The sequence below is a fragment of the Paenibacillus sambharensis genome (genome assembly GCF_003233845.1).
In the GTDB taxonomy this organism is placed as follows: Bacteria; Bacillota; Bacilli; order Paenibacillales; family Paenibacillaceae; genus Paenibacillus_I; species Paenibacillus_I sambharensis.
The window spans coordinates 204,735-220,772 of the sequence record NZ_QKRB01000053.1 but is presented as its reverse complement, the minus strand read 5'-3'; the positions used below and the strand labels follow the sequence as shown (position 1 = coordinate 220,772).

General features: G+C 53.0%; 13 protein-coding genes. 10 read left to right on the top strand and 3 right to left on the bottom strand.

What is annotated here, in order from left to right:
• Positions 1-10: 10 nt before the first annotated feature.
• From queC to DNH61_RS18670, 5 genes are all read left to right on the top strand, one after another.
• A complete protein-coding gene (gene queC / locus DNH61_RS18690; protein WP_111148201.1) occupies positions 11-673 on the top strand; it encodes a 7-cyano-7-deazaguanine synthase QueC in 663 nt (220 codons plus the stop codon).
• Entirely contained in the window at positions 670-1,107 is a 438-nt protein-coding gene (gene queD, locus DNH61_RS18685) for a 6-carboxytetrahydropterin synthase QueD (RefSeq protein WP_111148199.1), read from the top strand. Before queC ends, queD begins: the two co-directional genes overlap by 4 nt.
• The gene (gene queE, locus DNH61_RS18680; RefSeq protein WP_111148197.1) at positions 1,104-1,886 is read left to right on the top strand and encodes a 7-carboxy-7-deazaguanine synthase QueE; all 783 of its coding nucleotides are present in this window, start codon (positions 1,104-1,106) and stop codon (positions 1,884-1,886) included. Before queD ends, queE begins: the two co-directional genes overlap by 4 nt.
• A 73-nt stretch (positions 1,887-1,959) precedes the next feature.
• Positions 1,960-2,436 carry a preQ(1) synthase gene (gene queF, locus DNH61_RS18675; protein WP_111148195.1) on the top strand — a complete coding sequence of 159 codons (477 nt, stop codon included), beginning with the start codon at positions 1,960-1,962 and terminating at the stop codon, positions 2,434-2,436.
• A gap of 128 nt (positions 2,437-2,564) precedes the next feature.
• Positions 2,565-4,481, top strand: a complete 1,917-nt coding sequence (locus tag DNH61_RS18670; protein ID WP_111148194.1) for an MFS domain-containing histidine kinase — start codon at positions 2,565-2,567, stop codon at positions 4,479-4,481.
• Here the strand turns inward: DNH61_RS18670 and DNH61_RS18665 are convergent.
• Together DNH61_RS18665 and DNH61_RS18660 are read right to left on the bottom strand one after the other, a co-directional pair.
• Positions 4,458-4,694 (bottom strand): NHLP leader peptide family RiPP precursor, encoded by a 237-nt coding sequence (locus DNH61_RS18665; RefSeq protein WP_111148193.1) that lies wholly within the window; start codon positions 4,692-4,694, stop codon positions 4,458-4,460. The two genes, DNH61_RS18670 and DNH61_RS18665, sit on opposite strands and share 24 nt — an antisense overlap.
• 73 nt (positions 4,695-4,767) lie before the next feature.
• A complete protein-coding gene (locus DNH61_RS18660; RefSeq protein WP_111148192.1) occupies positions 4,768-5,703 on the bottom strand; it encodes a hypothetical protein in 936 nt (311 codons plus the stop codon).
• A gap of 269 nt (positions 5,704-5,972) precedes the next feature.
• Between DNH61_RS18660 and DNH61_RS18655 the strand changes: the two genes are divergently transcribed.
• From DNH61_RS18655 to nirB, 3 genes are all read left to right on the top strand, one after another.
• Positions 5,973-6,536, top strand: a complete 564-nt coding sequence (locus DNH61_RS18655) for a ribonuclease H-like YkuK family protein (RefSeq protein ID WP_425452275.1) — start codon at positions 5,973-5,975, stop codon at positions 6,534-6,536.
• Between the two features lie 348 nt (positions 6,537-6,884).
• A complete protein-coding gene (locus DNH61_RS18650) occupies positions 6,885-7,739 on the top strand; it encodes a formate/nitrite transporter family protein (RefSeq protein ID WP_111148190.1) in 855 nt (284 codons plus the stop codon).
• A gap of 165 nt (positions 7,740-7,904) precedes the next feature.
• On the top strand, positions 7,905-10,706 hold the full coding sequence (gene nirB, locus DNH61_RS18645) for a nitrite reductase large subunit NirB (protein WP_111148189.1): 2,802 nt from the start codon (positions 7,905-7,907) through the stop codon (positions 10,704-10,706).
• 129 nt (positions 10,707-10,835) lie between these two features.
• Here the strand turns inward: nirB and katA are convergent, their stop codons facing one another.
• Positions 10,836-12,302 carry a catalase KatA gene (gene katA / locus DNH61_RS18640; protein ID WP_111148188.1) on the bottom strand — a complete coding sequence of 489 codons (1,467 nt, stop codon included), beginning with the start codon at positions 12,300-12,302 and terminating at the stop codon, positions 10,836-10,838.
• Between the two features lie 355 nt (positions 12,303-12,657).
• Here katA and DNH61_RS18635 point away from each other — a divergent pair, with 355 nt between their 5' ends.
• Positions 12,658-15,441 (top strand): chitinase N-terminal domain-containing protein, encoded by a 2,784-nt coding sequence (locus DNH61_RS18635; RefSeq protein WP_111148187.1) that lies wholly within the window; start codon positions 12,658-12,660, stop codon positions 15,439-15,441.
• A 193-nt stretch (positions 15,442-15,634) separates the two neighbouring features.
• The gene (locus DNH61_RS18630) at positions 15,635-16,000 is read left to right on the top strand and encodes a zinc ribbon domain-containing protein (protein WP_111148186.1); all 366 of its coding nucleotides are present in this window, start codon (positions 15,635-15,637) and stop codon (positions 15,998-16,000) included.
• Positions 16,001-16,038: the final 38 nt, after the last annotated feature.

Sequence of the window (16,038 nt, the reverse complement as noted above, 5' to 3'; positions counted from 1 at the left end):
AGATGACATCATGAACAAGGATAAAGCGGTCGTCGTGTTCAGCGGCGGTCAAGACAGTACGACCTGTCTGTTCTGGGCGAAGCAGCGCTATGCCCATGTAGAAGCCATTACCTTCCAATACGGCCAGCGCCATGCTGCAGAGCTGGACTGCGCCGCCTCTATTGCTGAAGAGCTGGATGTTCCGCACCATGTGCTGGACATGTCCCTGCTTAACCAGCTGGCACCCAGCGCGCTTACGCGCGATATCCCCATTGAGACGATGGACAACGGGCTGCCCTCAACCTTCGTTGAGGGACGCAACCTGCTGTTCCTTTCTTTTGCCGCCGTACTGGCCAAGCAGATTGGCGCCCGGCATATCGTAACGGGTGTATGTGAGACTGACTTCAGCGGCTACCCGGACTGCCGGGACAACTTTATCAAGTCCTTATCCGTAACCCTTAATCTGGCGATGGATTATCCGTTTGTTATCGAGACCCCTCTGATGTGGCTGGACAAAAAAGAAACCTGGGCCCTCGCGGACCGGCTCGGTGCTTTCGATTTTGTGCGGACACGCACGCTCACCTGCTATAACGGCATTGTGGCGGACGGCTGTGGAGAATGCCCGGCCTGCCGGCTGCGCGCAGCCGGCTTGAAGGATTATCTTCTTGAACGGGAAGGCGGTGTGCGGTCGTGATGCAGCAGATCTATCCGCAAGTCGTTCACCCCTATCAATTTGAACTGAACAAGGATTTTCATTTTGCGGCTGCACATTATGTTCCGGCCGAGGCGGCAGGCAAATGCCGTCAGGTACACGGCCACACGTATTTCGTCAACATTACCGTTGCGGGCGATGATCTGGATGATACCGGTTTTCTTGTGAATTTCTCCCTGCTCAAGAAGCTGGTCCATGACCGTTTCGACCACACCCTGCTTAACGATGACAGTGAGCAGTTTGATGATACGGTTCCGTCACGCTTCCCGACAACGGAAGTGGTGGCGAAGACGGTGGCTGAGCTTGTCCAGCAGCAGCTGGATACCCAGCCGAACAGGCCGCGCTGTGTCCAGGTGTTCCTGCGGGAAACACCGACGAGTTATGTCGTCTACCGTCCGAAAGCAGGCAGCCTATGAGCGGACAGCCGCAGACAGCCATGACTCCGGCTAACAGCAGCAGGACGGTCCCGTCCCGGTTCCCTGTCCTGGAGATCTTCGGCCCTACCGTGCAGGGAGAGGGAATGGTCATCGGGCAGAAGACGATGTTTGTCCGGACGGCAGGCTGCGATTACGCCTGCTCCTGGTGCGACTCCGCCTTCACTTGGGACGGGACGGCCAAAGCGGATATCCGGCTCCTGGAGGCGGATGATATCTATGAAGAGCTGTGTGAAACGGCCGGCGGGGAGGACCGCTTTAGCCACGTAACCTTGTCGGGAGGCAACCCGGCTCTGCTTGCCGGTCTTGGCGAGTTCATTAGCCTGCTGCACAGCAGGGGCAAGCGGGCAGCTCTGGAAACCCAGGGAAGCCGCTGGCAGGACTGGTTTACCGAGATTGATGAATTGACGCTTTCACCGAAGCCGCCAAGCTCCGGAATGAAGACTGATTGGGAGATGCTGGACTCGATTATCCACCAATTGTCCGCAGCCGGATCGGCCTTCAGCTTGAAGGTCGTCGTATTTGACGTGTGTGATTTGGATTATGCTGTGCAGGTTCAGCAGCGCTACCCGGATGTGCAGCTGTTCATCCAGGCGGGCAATGACCGGCTGGATGAAGCGGATGCATCCGTACTGCTGATTCATCTGGCTGGCAGATATGAACAGCTTGTCTCAGAGGTCATAGAGCGACCGTCACTGAACCGTGCCCGTGTGCTTCCTCAGCTTCATGCATGGATTTGGGGAAACAAGCGGGGCGTATAGAGCGAGCGACATTACATTTGCAGAATGAAGAATTCATATAGATGGTTAAATTCGATATCAGGAGGATGACAGCATGGCAGGAAGAGAAGATCATGAGCTGGATGGCGTAACGCTGCTTGGCAATCAGGGGACCAGCTATTTGTACGATTATACGCCTTCGGTTCTGGAGGCTTTCGATAACAAGCATCAGGGCCGTGACTACTGGGTGACCTTTAACTGTCCGGAATTTACGAGTTTGTGCCCCAAGACGGGACAGCCGGATTTTGCGACCATCACGATTCGTTATATTCCGGACGTGAAGATGGTGGAGAGCAAGTCATTGAAGCTCTATCTGTTCAGCTTCCGGAACCATGGCGATTTCCACGAGGATTGCATGAATATAATTATGGATGATCTGATCCGCTTAATGAACCCCCGATATATTGAGGTTCAGGGTGTTTTTACACCACGCGGCGGCATATCAATTGATCCTTATTGCAATTGGGGAAGACCTGAAACCAAGTATGAACAGATGGCTGAATTCAGATTAATGCGTCATGAAATGCAATAATGATTAATTTTTTCCAGTAATAAGTAATTTTCTTGGAGGAGAAAAGGCGGATTCGTCGAACATCATACAGAGACTACTAACGTGATGCCGCTTGATGGCTCTCATGAACAAGGGGGTTCTATCTCATCGTGCCCAAGCTGACGGGACTGGCTTTTCTCCTCTTTATTGTTATTGTAGCCGCTCTGTCGGTTCCTTCTTTTTTGCTTACTGAGAGGAAGCCGCCGGGCCCGGTTGTTACGCAGTGGCAGCTGCAGTGGATCACGGATAATGAACCTGCCTATGCGCCGCACGCTTCCATAGAGAGTGGTGAGTGGATACTCGTGACCGCCGATCATCCGGTCACGGTGAGGCCCGATGGTGTTAATCGTGCATGGATTCGTTTCACGGTACCCCCAACCAGCCTTGAACGGCCCGGATTGCTTATTGATAAGCTGTACGGCCATGATATCAAGGTTTATAACAATAACCGGCTTGTCTATGAGAGCAATCGAACCTTCATGTTTGATAATAACAAGCTGCTGCTCCCGCTGGACAAGGACCTGGGGAACAGAGAATATTTAGTCGGCTTGACGACGATGAGCGACCGGATCGGCATTCAATCCGAGATTCGCATCGGTGATTTAACGGCACTTTCCGAAAGCTATGTCAAACGGGACCTGCCCGATCTGCTGCTTGGCGGGTCGGTCGTTTTCATCGCGAGCATTATGCTGGTGTGTTCTGGGTTTTTGACACGGCGGCAGCGTGATATCTGGATCTCACTGTGTCTTGTCGCGCTTTCGACAGGTGTCCTCCTCGTTGTCTATTCGCCGATCACCTATATGCTATTCGGGCAGTATGGCCATTCGATCCTGCTGCTGTTTGATGTATCGCTGTTTGTGCTTCTTCCTTCTGTAACGTATTTCTTTGACCGTGTATTTGAAGGCAAGTATCCGGTTATCCGCAAATTCTGGATGTTCCAGATGGGTTATTCCCTGTTCAGCATCGTCTTTTTGGTATTTAATGTGCTGACGGAGGACCGTTTCTATAACCTTTACTATTTCTTTACGGTTACGATAATGGGAATCGCCATGATTCTCCAATTTGTTCTGCTGACCGCCCTTGCGCTGCTAAATGCTGTTAAAGGGAACAAGGATGCCGTTATCCTGTCCGTGGGTATAGCAATGGTAGCGGTTGCAAGCATCGCGGACCTGGCGATCTTCTACTTCCGTTCCACCCATTATGAGCTGTTTCTATGGAAAATCGGGGTCATCTGCCTCATTGGCACGCTTGTGGTTCTGCTTGCGCGCCGGATCGCTGCCGATCATGACAAGCTGCTTGCTTATTCCAAGGAGCTGGAGCTGTTCAACCATAAGCTGCAGCGTACTGAGAAGATGCAGATCATTAGCGAGCTTGCAGCATCTGTTGCCCATGAGGTGCGCAATCCGCTGCAGGTAACGAGGGGCTTCCTCCAGCTGCTGTCAGAGAGGACGGATAATCAGAACCGAGTCTATATGCAGATGGCAATTGATGAGCTGGACAGGGCGTCGGGGATTATTACTGACTTCCTGACCTTCGCCAAGCCGGAGCTCGATGAGCTGGTTGTACTGAATGTAGCCAAGGAAATCAAACAAATAGAAGGCATATTATCGCCGCTTGCCACCCAGCTGGGCGCATCGCTGGTTGTTGATATCCCGGAAGATCTGCTCATTATGGGCAACTCCTCCAAGTTCAAGCAGGCTTTCATCAATATGATGAAGAATAGTGTTGAAGCCTTGAATGGCAAGGGATGCGTACAGGTTTGGGCATACGAGGCCAAGGACAAGGTGGTTGTCCATATCTTCGACAATGGCGAGGGAATGGATGAGCAAGAGCTCTCCAAGCTTGGAGAGCCCTACTTTTCAACGAAGACGAAGGGTACCGGACTTGGTCTTATGGTTACCTTCCGCATCATTGAGGTTATGAATGGAACAATCGAATTTAAGAGTAAGAAAGGGGCCGGAACAGAAGCTATCGTTAAGTTTCCGGCTGTTGACAGAAGCTCCTTACCAGACGGCGTTGGCGCCTGACTTTCCATCGTTAAGCTTCGCAGGGCTTGGCGGAATAACAAGATACACGTTATCCGCCGACTCTTCGACGGCCGTGATTTTTACCGACTCGGGAAACTGGATGCCGAAGGCTTCTTTCACGGCTGCAACCGGATCAGTCAGAAGCTTCTGCTTGAAGCTTGGGTCAGACCAGGCCTTTTGGATAATCTCCGATTGGATAGCTACAGCTGTCATACACATACCCCTTCCATAAAATAGATTTTTATTACAAATTTAGTATATCATGAATATATAAAGCTATCTACCATTATTTTACTAGTTTAGATAACCAGTAGGACAAGCCTCCCTGCTCAAGCATCATACGGCTGGATTCTATTTGCTTGGCATCCTCTTCAAGCCGGTTGCAAATATAGTCATGAAATGCGGTTAGATGCACGGGAGCATTCTCGATTTGGGCTAGACGTTCCCGATTGAGATTAGCCAATGATACATAGTCTGCCAGAGCCTTATCGACATAAACAGCCTGCTTGACAGCTTCTGCTGTTAACCGCTCGTCTTTCCCCAGTTGGAGCTTCTCCCGGATCAGCGCAAGCAGCGCATTATTGCCCTCCACATTCAGATCATCCTTCCAGTCCGCCCAATCGTCTGCCAGCTGCAGGGTGGTAAGTACAAGATCTACCGCTTCAGAGATATCAGGGATACGGTCGCCTGCTCCGCTTAATAGCAGCACAGCCGATGAGGAGAGCTTGAGCGGTCCGGCTTTGCGGGCAATTGCGGCCCAGTCGCCGGGTGAGGTGCCATTAATCCGTTCCGAAACGACTTGCTCCGCCCAGTCCCGTATATAGTTTTTGTAAAGCTCCCACAGGGGGGAAGCCGCGGGGAAATGCTGTCTGTAGCAGTCCTGGAACGCCTCGTAAAACAGCTGGCCTGCCGGTAAATACAGCCAGCGCCTGCCGTCATCCGTATCCATCGCGTCGTCGATAATGAAGAAGTGAAGCATGGCCATAACGTTGGCGGCGGCCAGGTCGCGGCAGACGGTGGGCTTGACATCAGCTTGTCCCATTAGCCAGAATGGAAGTAGGTAACAGATATAGTTCTTGCTGCTGTGCTCCAGACAGGGATCAAAGTGGCTCAGGTATGACAGACTCTCCCGATCGAGCGGTGCGGGAAAGCCGGCAGCCACATCCTTCACGCGGGCAAATACCCGTCTCAAATCTTCCTCATAGTTATTAAGCCATTCCATCTCTCCACCTGCCTGCTTTAGAATCGGTTATCCTCCGGCACCGGTTAAGCGGGGCTAAGCCATTTACCACATGTTAGTTGTCTGGTGCGGCGCATAATGCACCTGGCTTTGGCCACACTGTTGGTAAGCCATTTCTTAGAATGGAAATTATTGGTGCCAGTGAATCCAGCATAAGATAAAACAGCCGGGATGTAAATCCTGGAACATGCAGCAGTAGTCGCAGCCGCCTTATTGCACGTTTTACTAGAAAATGTGTGCAGGTGATGATGATGAAGCGGAAAATAAAGGCTGTAAGGTCTGACGAGCTTGTGTTTCAGAATGTGTCAGAAAGCGGAATGACGCTGGAGCAGGTTAAGGAACGGATTTTGGCCTTTATGGGCAAGGATCCGCAAAGTGAATACCATTTTGTTATCGGGACGGACAGTCAAGTGTTTCGCGGTCATACCAAGTTCGTTACTGGCATCATCATACGCCGGATGGGCAAAGGAGCCTGGGCCTGCTATCGTCAGGTAGTTGTACCTCGAGAGCTGCGCTCTATACGCGAGAAGCTGGCTGTCGAAACCTCCTTGTCACAGGAAATCGCCGCATGCTTCATGGGTGGAATACTGGAGGAGATGGAGGAAACGCTTCTCCCGTATCTGTATAAGGGTGCAGTTCTGGAGCTGTTTATCGATATTGATGCCGGCACACACCCGACGATCAATAAGACCTCACAGTATGTGAAAGAGATGGTGGACCGGGTCGAAGCAATGGGACTTTATGCGGCAAGGGTAAAACCGGAATCGTACGGCGCTTCAGCCTATGCCAACCGGTGGACGAAGAAGAGTGTGTAGCATGAATGGTATAGGACAAAAGAGCTTGTCACGGCATGTGAGAAACCGCCGGACGGCTCTTTTTTTATTTATCAGCAAATGTGCACCAGATCACAGACTTGAAAGGAACTGCCAAATGCTCCTATAATCTCAGGAATTCAGTTGTTTACAAGGGGATTGATGACCGCCTGTGGAGAAATAAAAGATTGTGAATTGATTCACATACTCATAGTTCCAAATATTCTATACTGTGACTATGCTAACAACTCATCTTCAGCGGCCCTAGTGGGTTTCGGCACCGGACAAGAGTGCACAGATACGGCAGCAGGCAGGCAAGCTGTTGGTGACTGATAAGGGGAGAGTGTTCGAATGTTTAAAGAAACCGTTGAAGCGGCGATCAAGAAGGCTGTTGAGAAGAAGGAGCTGCTGGACTCCAGCAGGCCGCGGTATTTGCTTGCGGCAGCATTGGCAGCAGTATACGTGGGGATCGGGATCATCCTGATCTTTACTATTGGCGCCCCGCTCGCGGCTGCCGGGTCTCCGGTAACGTCGATGCTGATGGGCATGTCGTTCGGGATTGCACTGACGCTGGTTGTGTTCGCTGGAGCAGAGCTCTTCACCGGCAATAATATGTATTTTACGATGGCTACACTTGCAGGCAAGACAACCTGGAAGGATACGCTCCGCAACTGGTTTTACTGTTATTTTGGAAACCTGGCCGGCGCGCTGTTCTTTTGCCTGCTTATATTGGGCACCGGATTGTTTGCTCACGTGGAGCCGGGCAGCCTGCTGTTCACAGCAGCAGCCAAGAAGATGCATCTCAGCTATTCTGAAGCGTTCTTCCGGGGCATTCTGTGCAACTGGCTGGTCTGTCTCTCGCTCTGGACGGCCATGCGGGCGAAGGAGGATACAGCCAAGCTGATCCTGATCTTCTGGATGCTGTTCGCCTTCATCGCATCCGGATATGAGCACAGCATTGCCAACATGACGGTTCTGAGTCTGGCGCTGATGCTGCCGCATCCGGATACCATTACACTGGCTGGCTGGTTCCATAATATGATACCCGTTACACTGGGGAATATAGTGGGCGGAGCTTTCTTCGTTGGAACCATGTACTGGCTGATTTCGCCCGTGAAGAGCAAACAGGCTGAAGCCAGGAAACGTACGCAAGCAGTCGAGGCCGGTGAAGCGGCGCCCGTTGCAAGACCTGTAGGCCATCACTAATGCGGGATGGCTGCAGGGCAGCGAAGTAAGATCATTGTCCAAATTGTTACAGCTTCCGGGTTTGCAAGCAGGAGGCGGGGAGACGTGTGTGATTTATCACATCGCGCATATCCCCGCTTCTTTATACTGTGGTTATGCTAAGCAAACAAGGAGGCACCGGACATTATGACGAACAACAACAGGAAGAAGCTGGTACTCGTCGGCAACGGCATGGCGGGCATTCAAACAGTCGAACATATACTCAAGCTTGCACCGGAGCGTTATGACATTACGATCTTCGGCAGTGAGCCTTATCCGAACTATAACCGTATTATGCTTTCCTACGTACTGGAGGGCAGCAAGAACATTGACGAGATCGTACTGAATGACTGGAGCTGGTATAAGGAGAACGGCATTACGCTGTATACCGACACGACAGTGGCCAGGGTGGATACACAGCTTAAAGAAGTTTACACCGCCGATGGACGGAAGGAAAGCTATGACAAGCTGATTCTGGCAACAGGCTCCAAGCCGTTCATACTGCCAGTGCCGGGCGCGGACCTGGAAGGCGTTGTCGGCTTCCGGGACATTAAAGATTGTGAAATGATGAAGGAAGCAGCCGGACAATACGGCAAGGCGGCTGTAATCGGCGGAGGGCTGCTTGGTCTGGAAGCTGCCAAGGGACTGAACAACCTTGGTATGGATGTAACGGTAGTCCATCTGATGAATGACTTGATGGAGCGCCAGCTGGACCCGGCAGCTTCGGGTATGCTGAAGGACGAGCTGGAGCGTCAGGGGCTCAAGTTCAGAATGGGAGCCCAGACAGCAGGCGTGCGGGGCGAGAACGGACGTGTTAAGGCGCTCCAATTTGCTGACGGCACAGAGCTGGAGACGGACTTTGTCGTCATGGCTGTCGGCATCAAGCCGAATACGGAGGTTGCTGCAGCGAGCGGAATCGGCATCAACCGTGGCATAGTCGTTGATGACTATATGCTGACGAGCGCACCGGATGTCTACGCGGTAGGTGAATGCTGCGAGCACCGTGGTGTATGCTACGGTCTTGTAGCCCCGCTGTTTGAGCAGGGCCAGGTTCTGGCGAAGCGTCTTGCACAGGCCGAGACTGCACCTTATGAGGGCTCGGTTACCTCAACAAAGCTCAAGATCTCTGGCGTGGATGTATTTTCCGCAGGGGAATTCCAGGATGCGCCTGACCTTCGGGTCGTCAGCATGCGGGATGACTGGAAGCGGGTCTACAAGAAGCTGCTGCTTCGGAATGACAAGATCGTCGGCGGAATCCTGTTCGGTGACGTAACGGAGTCATCGCGTCTTCAGAAGTGGGTTCGGGAAGAGGCTGAGCTTACAGCCGATATTCATGCCGCATTAATGGGCGGCGGCGGATGCTACGGCGGCGGCCAGCCTGCCAACCTGGCAGCTGTAATGGAAGATGATGAGATTGTCTGCGGCTGCAACGGTGTGACCAAGGGAGCGATTGTCGGCTGTATCAAGGACCAGGGCATGACAAGCGTGGATGAAATCAAGGCGGCAACAGGGGCGACCCGGTCGTGCGGCGGATGCAAACCGCTCGTTGAGCAAATTTTGTCCCATGTGCTGGGTGATTCGTTCGATTCCGCTGCTGCCAAGCCGGCAGGGATCTGCGGCTGTACGACAATGGGCCGCGAGGAAATCGTCGCAGCTATCCGCGACAAGGGACTGCGGCATGTGCGAGAGGTTATGAATGTGCTTGGCTGGAGCAATCCTGAGGGCTGCTCGAAATGCCGCCCTGCGGTGAACTATTATCTCGGAATGGTCTATCCGGCTGAATATGAGGAAGCACGTGATTCGCGTTTCGTTAACGAACGTCTGCACGGCAACATCCAGAAGGATGGCACCTTCTCCGTCGTACCAAGGATGTACGGCGGTGTTACCTCACCGGATGAACTGCGGCGTATCGCAGATGTAGCTGACAAATACCATGTCGGTATGGTAAAAGTGACAGGAGGCCAGCGGATTGACCTTCTGGGCATCAAGAAGGAAGACCTGCCTCACATCTGGGAGGATCTCGGCATGCCTTCGGGTTATGCCTATGCGAAGTCGATCCGGACCGTTAAGACTTGTGTTGGCTCACGCTTCTGCCGCTTCGGCACCCAGGATTCGATCGGCGTAGGCATTGATATGGAGAAGAAATTCGAGCGTCTCGATATGCCCGCGAAGTTCAAGATGGCTGTTAACGGCTGTCCGCGGAACTGTGCGGAGTCGGGTGTAAAGGATCTTGGTATCGTGGGCAATGACGGCGGCTGGGAAATCTATGTTGGCGGCAACGGCGGCATCAAGATGCGTGAAGCCGATCTGCTGTGCAAGGTCAAGACGGACGAAGAGCTGATGGAGATATCGGCAGCATTCATCCAATACTATCGGGAAACGGCTAACTACGCAGAGCGTACATCGGATTGGGTAGAGCGCGTCGGTCTGGAGGCTGTGTCTGAAGCCATCGTGAATAACATTGAGAACCGGAAGGCACTTGTTCTGAGGGTGGAAGAAGCGTTGGCGATGGTAGCTGATCCTTGGAAGGTCATGCGCGAGACAGGCAGCCTGCGCAAGACATTCTACGAGAACATTGAGCTTGAGGTCGACGGAGCTGAGCTGAGCGCTCAGGCGGCTGGCAATGTAATCGTTGAGACCCGCATCGGAGGGGCGGATGAATTCCCTTCACTGGTCGGCAAGACGGTACGTGCGGGAACGAAGGAAGCAGCTGTGTTCCGCCTGGCAGATGGCAGACTGTTCGCTGTAGACAACACCAGCCCTCACCAGAAGGGCGGCCCTCTGACAGAAGGTATTGTCAGTGGAGAGTACCTGTATGAGCCATTGCACGACTGGAAGATTCACCTGCCAACCGGAGAAGTTCAAGCACCGGACCGCGGTCAGGTTCGAACCTACCCGGTTCGCGAGGACCGCGAGGGCGTTCACATCGGCTGGAGTGCAGCAAAGTAAGCATTCCATACAGCAATAACAGAGAGGCTGACTCCATATTATAAACAAGGGGGTGCCCCATGTCATTTTGAATGACTTATGGGACACCCCCTTTGTTTGTTCAGTTAAGTATCGCGGATGACAATAATATTAGGCCTTGGGTACTTGCAGTCCGAGTCCTTCGGCTACACGCTGTCCGTATTCGGGGTCAGCCTTGTAGAAATGGGCAATCTGACGCAGCTTGATCTCGTCATGCTCAACCGGCTTCATAGCGCCGACGACATTGGCGACAAGGCGAGTGCGCTCATCCTCACTCAGCAGACGGTATAAGTCACCGGCTTGCGTGTAGTGGTCGTCATGATCATAAGCTGTACTGTTCGCATAACCCGACACCTCGAACGGTGAAATGCGGTCCTTAGGCGATTCAGTTGGTCCTCCGAAGCTGTTCGGCTCGTAATAGGTGGAGGAGCCTCCGTTGCCGTCGGCACGCATCTGGCCATCACGCTGGTTATTGCGCACTTCGGCCACCGGACGGTTAATCGGCAGCGTATTGTGATTAGCGCCGACGCGGTAGCGGTGCGCATCCGAATAGGCGAACAGGCGGCCCTGCAGCATTTTGTCAGGTGATGCTTCGATACCCGAAACGAAGTTGCCAGGCGAGAAGGTAGCCTGCTCGACTTCTGCAAAATAGTTTTCCGGATTGCGATTCAGCACCATGCGTCCCACTTCAATCAGCGGATAGTCCTTCTGGGACCATACCTTCGTTACGTCAAACGGATCGAACCGGTAGGTATCCGCATCCTCCAGCGGCATGATCTGAACATATAGCTTCCAGGCAGGGAAGTCTCCCTTGTCGATGGCGTTGAACAGGTCCTCGGTATGGTAATCGGGATTCGTGCCTGCAATCTCTGCCGCCACGTTAACATCCAGATTTTTGATACCCTGCTCTGTCTTGAAATGGTACTTCACCCACACGCCCTTGCCTTCCGCATTGACCCATTTGAAGGTATGGCTGCCGAATCCATGCATATGGCGGTATGTAGCCGGGATGCCGCGGTCGGACATCAGGATAGTAACCTGGTGCAGCGATTCAGGTGAGAGCGACCAGAAATCCCATACGGCATTCGGGTTTTTCAGGTGGGTCTGGGGATGCCGTTTTTGGGTGTGGATGAAATCCGGGAATTTAATCGCATCACGAATGAAGAAGACAGGCGTGTTGTTGCCAACCAGATCATAGTTTCCTTCTTCGGTGTAGAATTTAACGGCAAATCCGCGGGGATCGCGTACCGTATCGGCTGAGCCGAGCTCACCGGCAACGGTCGAGAACCGGATGAACATAGGCGTCCGCTTGCCGACTTCAGAGAGAAACGCTGCTTTGGTGTAGCGGGATACATCCTGGGTTACCTCAAAATAGCCGTGTGCTCCTGCACCCTTGGCATGCACGACTCGTTCTGGCACACGCTCTCTATTAAAATGAGCAAGCTTCTCAAGCAGGTGTACATCCTGAATCAAGACCGGCCCGCGCGGTCCGGCAGTCAGCGAATTCTGGTTATCGCCTACGGGAGCACCTGTGCTTGTAGTTAGTTTATTCGGACTATTCTGATTACTTGTACTCAAGATCGATCACCTCATCGTAAAATGTTGTCTCCATACAGGTATATGGAAGCGAAAGTAACTTTAGCCCTGGAGGGAATAAGAGACGGAATCCATGGAGCAGGCAGCCGTCTATCAATCCTTCATTTGCCAAAGCCAATCAAGCTAGATTTACTATATCACCGATTTTTGGGGCTGTCGATAAATGTAGAAGGGAATCGGAGAGATGTCATAAATCGACCATTTATGAAGCTTAAATGAGGGATAAATGAATAAGTGTTCCGGACGCTGCCAATTTACAAAATCTATATCATCTGTTGGGAGAATCCCATGATAGAATGGTGGCGCAGTGCAATTTAGCGATTAGTAGGAGGTAATGATGAGACAAGCAGGAAAAGGTAATACGTTGTGGTCGAAATGGTTAGTTGCCCTGACGGTCGCGGTTACCCTTGTAACGGGCTTGCCTGGCGGTTTGGCCCCGGTTAAGGCGGAAGGCCCGGCAGATCCAGCGCCTTACATTGAGCCCAAGGTAGTTAATGCTAACGCGGGTAAGAAGGTTCTCTTCGACAACACACACGCCCAGACAGCCGGCGCAGCCGACTGGGTCATCGACGGCGGATTTTCGGATTTTGCGAACGCACTGGCTAATGACGGTTATTATGTGAAAGAGCTGCGCAAGACGGGGCCATTTACGTATGACGACCTGAAGGCGTATGACGTCTTCGTTATTGCGGAGCCTAATGTTCCGTTTAAGCAAAGCGAGCAGGCAGCCATGGAGCAGTATGTCATGGACGGCGGCAGCATCTTCTTCATCGGCGATCATTATAATGCAGACCGGAATAAGAATCGCTGGGACGGTTCGGAGGCGTTCAACGGCTACCGCCGCGGCGCATGGGAAGATCCAGCCAAGGGCATGAGCACAGAGGAAAAGAACTCGGCTGCGATGCAGGGAGTCGTAAGCTCTGACTGGCTCGGCACCAAGTTCGGTGTCCGCTTCCGCTACAATTCGCTCGGCAACGTCACAGCGAATCAGATCGTAGCGCCTGACCAGGCGTTCGGTATCACGGAAGGCGTATCGGCGGTTGCGATGCATGCCGGTTCCACGCTTGCTATTACGGACCCGGCAAAAGCAAAGGGCATCGTCTATGTGCCTGAGACGAATGAAGCATGGCCGCATGCCGTGGACCAGGGTGTATATAACGGGGGCGGCATTGCAGAAGGGCCTTATGTAGCGGTATCCAAGCTGGGAGCAGGCAAGGCGGCTTTCATCGGGGATTCCTCACCGGTAGAGGATGCTACGCCTAAATATTTGCGTGAAGAGACAGGCGGCAAGAAGACAACCTATGATGGCTTCAAGGAAGTTGATGACGGCGTGCTGCTTGTGAATCTGATTAACTGGCTGTCCGAGCAGGAGAGCTATACAAGCCTGGAGCAGGTAGAAGGCCTCAAGCTGGATACCGCTACAAAGCTGCTGGCCTTCGAAGAACCGGCGGCCTCCACGGAGCCGCAGGCTGAGCCATGGTCTGCGCCAGCGGCAGGCTACAAGTGGTGGGATCCTTCGACGTTCAAGCCGGGTTCTTACGGCAGTCAGGGTCCTGTCGTCCAGAATCCTGTCTACAGCTTCGTGCATCAAGCTCAGCTGCCTAACGCTGAGACCTTCCAGATTCGTGTGCTGATTGAGAATCTGCCAGCGAATACGACAGTTTCGGGACTCAGCGCCGGTATTTACTTGGCGGGCGGCACGCAGGTTGCCCAGGTTCAGAACGAGAACGGCAGCTGGCCGGCAGCTTACGGATACAGCAGCGCATTCAGTGCGACCTCTGACAGCAAAGGCCGTGCGTATAAGGATTTAACAGTCCGCATCAAGCCGGGTACAAGCGGAGCGGCGAACCTTCGCCTCCGGCAAAATGGAAGCAACCTGCTGACAAAATCCGTTACGCTTGCTAATGTTCCGGCCGAGCCGCTTCCGGCAGAAGGGAATCCGGCTCCGGCGCTCAGCACAATTGCGGATGCCAGAAGCAAGTCGGTTGGCACAGTCGTTACCGTGGAGGGCACAGTTACCACTGTGCCCGGTTCTTTTGGCGGACAAGCCTTCTACCTGCAGGATGAGACAGGCGGCATCTATGTCTATCAAACCCAAAGCGGATTTCAACAAGGGGATGTGCTCAAGATTACAGCCCCGCTGACGCTGTATAATACGGAGCTCGAGCTGGCAGATGTTGCGGCCATTGAGAAGACAGGTACGGCAGAGCTTCCGGCAGCTGCACCGGCAGATAGCGTGAACGATGCTAACCAAGGCCAGCTGATTGCACTCAGCGGTGTGGTTGTAAGCAATATCATAACAGCCAGTCCTTCCGGCTCCTTCGAGTTCGACGCGGTCAAGGACGGCGTGAGCACGCATGTCCGCGTGGATGTCCGGACAGGGCTGAGTCTGGAAGATTTCCCCTATCAAGAGGGTGATGTGCTCGACATTACTGGTGTTTCCGCTATTTTTAAAGGTGTCTACCAGCTTAAGCCGCGCGGCTTATCCGATATAACGCTGCATGAGGTTATTCAGACTCCTGCAGCGGCGCCGGGCAAGCCGGTATTGCGAGATAACAATGGCCATGACAATGGACTTCGTGACGGCAGCTACACGATCACCATGAACATGTGGTGGGGAGAGAACGGCACGGAGTTCCGGCTGTATGAGAACGGCGAGCTGGTCAGCACGCAGAAGCTGACAGCGGCTTCTCCGTCCGCCCAGACGGCGTCTTATGAAGTAACAGGCAAGGTGAACGGTACATATACGTATACCTGTGAGCTGGTGAACGCAGCAGGCAAGACGGCATGCCAGGAGCATGTGGTCGTTGTCAAGGACGCGAATCCCGGCAAGCCGGCCCTGTTCCAGGACAATTGGGATCGTGACGGCAATTACACGGTAACGATGAATATGTGGTGGGGGACAAACGCCACGGAATACCGGTTGTATGAGAATGACGTGCTGGTGGATACACAGCAGCTGACAGCCGCAACGCCATCCGCCCAGAAGGCCGAAACGGCCTTTGCGGATAAAGCACCGGGAGAATACAGCTACCGCTGTGAGCTTGTAAATGCGGCAGGTGTTACATCAAGCGAAACCATTGTCGTAACCGTGCGCGAGAGCAGCAAGCAGGCAGCTTAATTGAACATAGGATTTCATTAAGGAGCAGGCAGCGGAAAACCGCTGTCTGCTTCTTTTTTAGGTAAATTTAAGCAGATGGTCATTGTGCGCGGGCTTCAGCACAGGTATAGTGGGAAGGCAGCGTGAAAACAGACAGAATCAACCCTTTTTCGACATGGGGTTGTACAGGAAGTCAGCGAGGAGGAGTCAGGCCGTGAGTTTCATGGATAAGTTCAAGTCAGGTGTGAAGGAAGCTGGGAACAAGGCGAAGATTGTTGTTGAGGTAAACCGGCTGAAGATGCAGAACAGCTCCAAGCAGGGGGAAATCGACAAGCATTTGCAGGAAATTGGACGAATGGTGTATGAGGCGGAAACAAGCGGCGGCGGCACAGCCGGACTGAATGCCGACCTGGCCGTCAGATGGGCCCCGCTTGTTGACCGGGTCAATGTGCTGAAGGAAGAGATTCAGGCCAACCTGCTGGAGATCAGACTCATCACGAATGAGAAGAGCTGCCCCAAATGCGGCTATAAAGCAGCGGCGGATACGCAGTTTTGTGCGCAGTGCGGCAGCGACTTTTAGTATAAAGACAAATCAATTACAAGAATGAACGTATCAGG

Excerpts from the sequence above, each read along its gene's own strand:
- queC (WP_111148201.1), top strand. The coding sequence starts at position 11 with ATGAACAAGGATAAAGCGGTCGTCGTGTTCAGCGGCGGTCAAGACAGT.
- queE (WP_111148197.1), top strand. The coding sequence starts at position 1,104 with ATGAGCGGACAGCCGCAGACAGCCATGACTCCGGCTAACAGCAGCAGG.
- queF (WP_111148195.1), top strand. The coding sequence starts at position 1,960 with ATGGCAGGAAGAGAAGATCATGAGCTGGATGGCGTAACGCTGCTTGGC.
- DNH61_RS18665 (WP_111148193.1), bottom strand. The coding sequence starts at position 4,694 with ATGACAGCTGTAGCTATCCAATCGGAGATTATCCAAAAGGCCTGGTCT.
- DNH61_RS18660 (WP_111148192.1), bottom strand. The coding sequence starts at position 5,703 with ATGGAATGGCTTAATAACTATGAGGAAGATTTGAGACGGGTATTTGCC.
- DNH61_RS18655 (WP_425452275.1), top strand. The coding sequence starts at position 5,973 with ATGAAGCGGAAAATAAAGGCTGTAAGGTCTGACGAGCTTGTGTTTCAG.
- DNH61_RS18650 (WP_111148190.1), top strand. The coding sequence starts at position 6,885 with ATGTTTAAAGAAACCGTTGAAGCGGCGATCAAGAAGGCTGTTGAGAAG.
- nirB (WP_111148189.1), top strand. The coding sequence starts at position 7,905 with ATGACGAACAACAACAGGAAGAAGCTGGTACTCGTCGGCAACGGCATG.
- DNH61_RS18635 (WP_111148187.1), top strand. The coding sequence starts at position 12,658 with ATGAGACAAGCAGGAAAAGGTAATACGTTGTGGTCGAAATGGTTAGTT.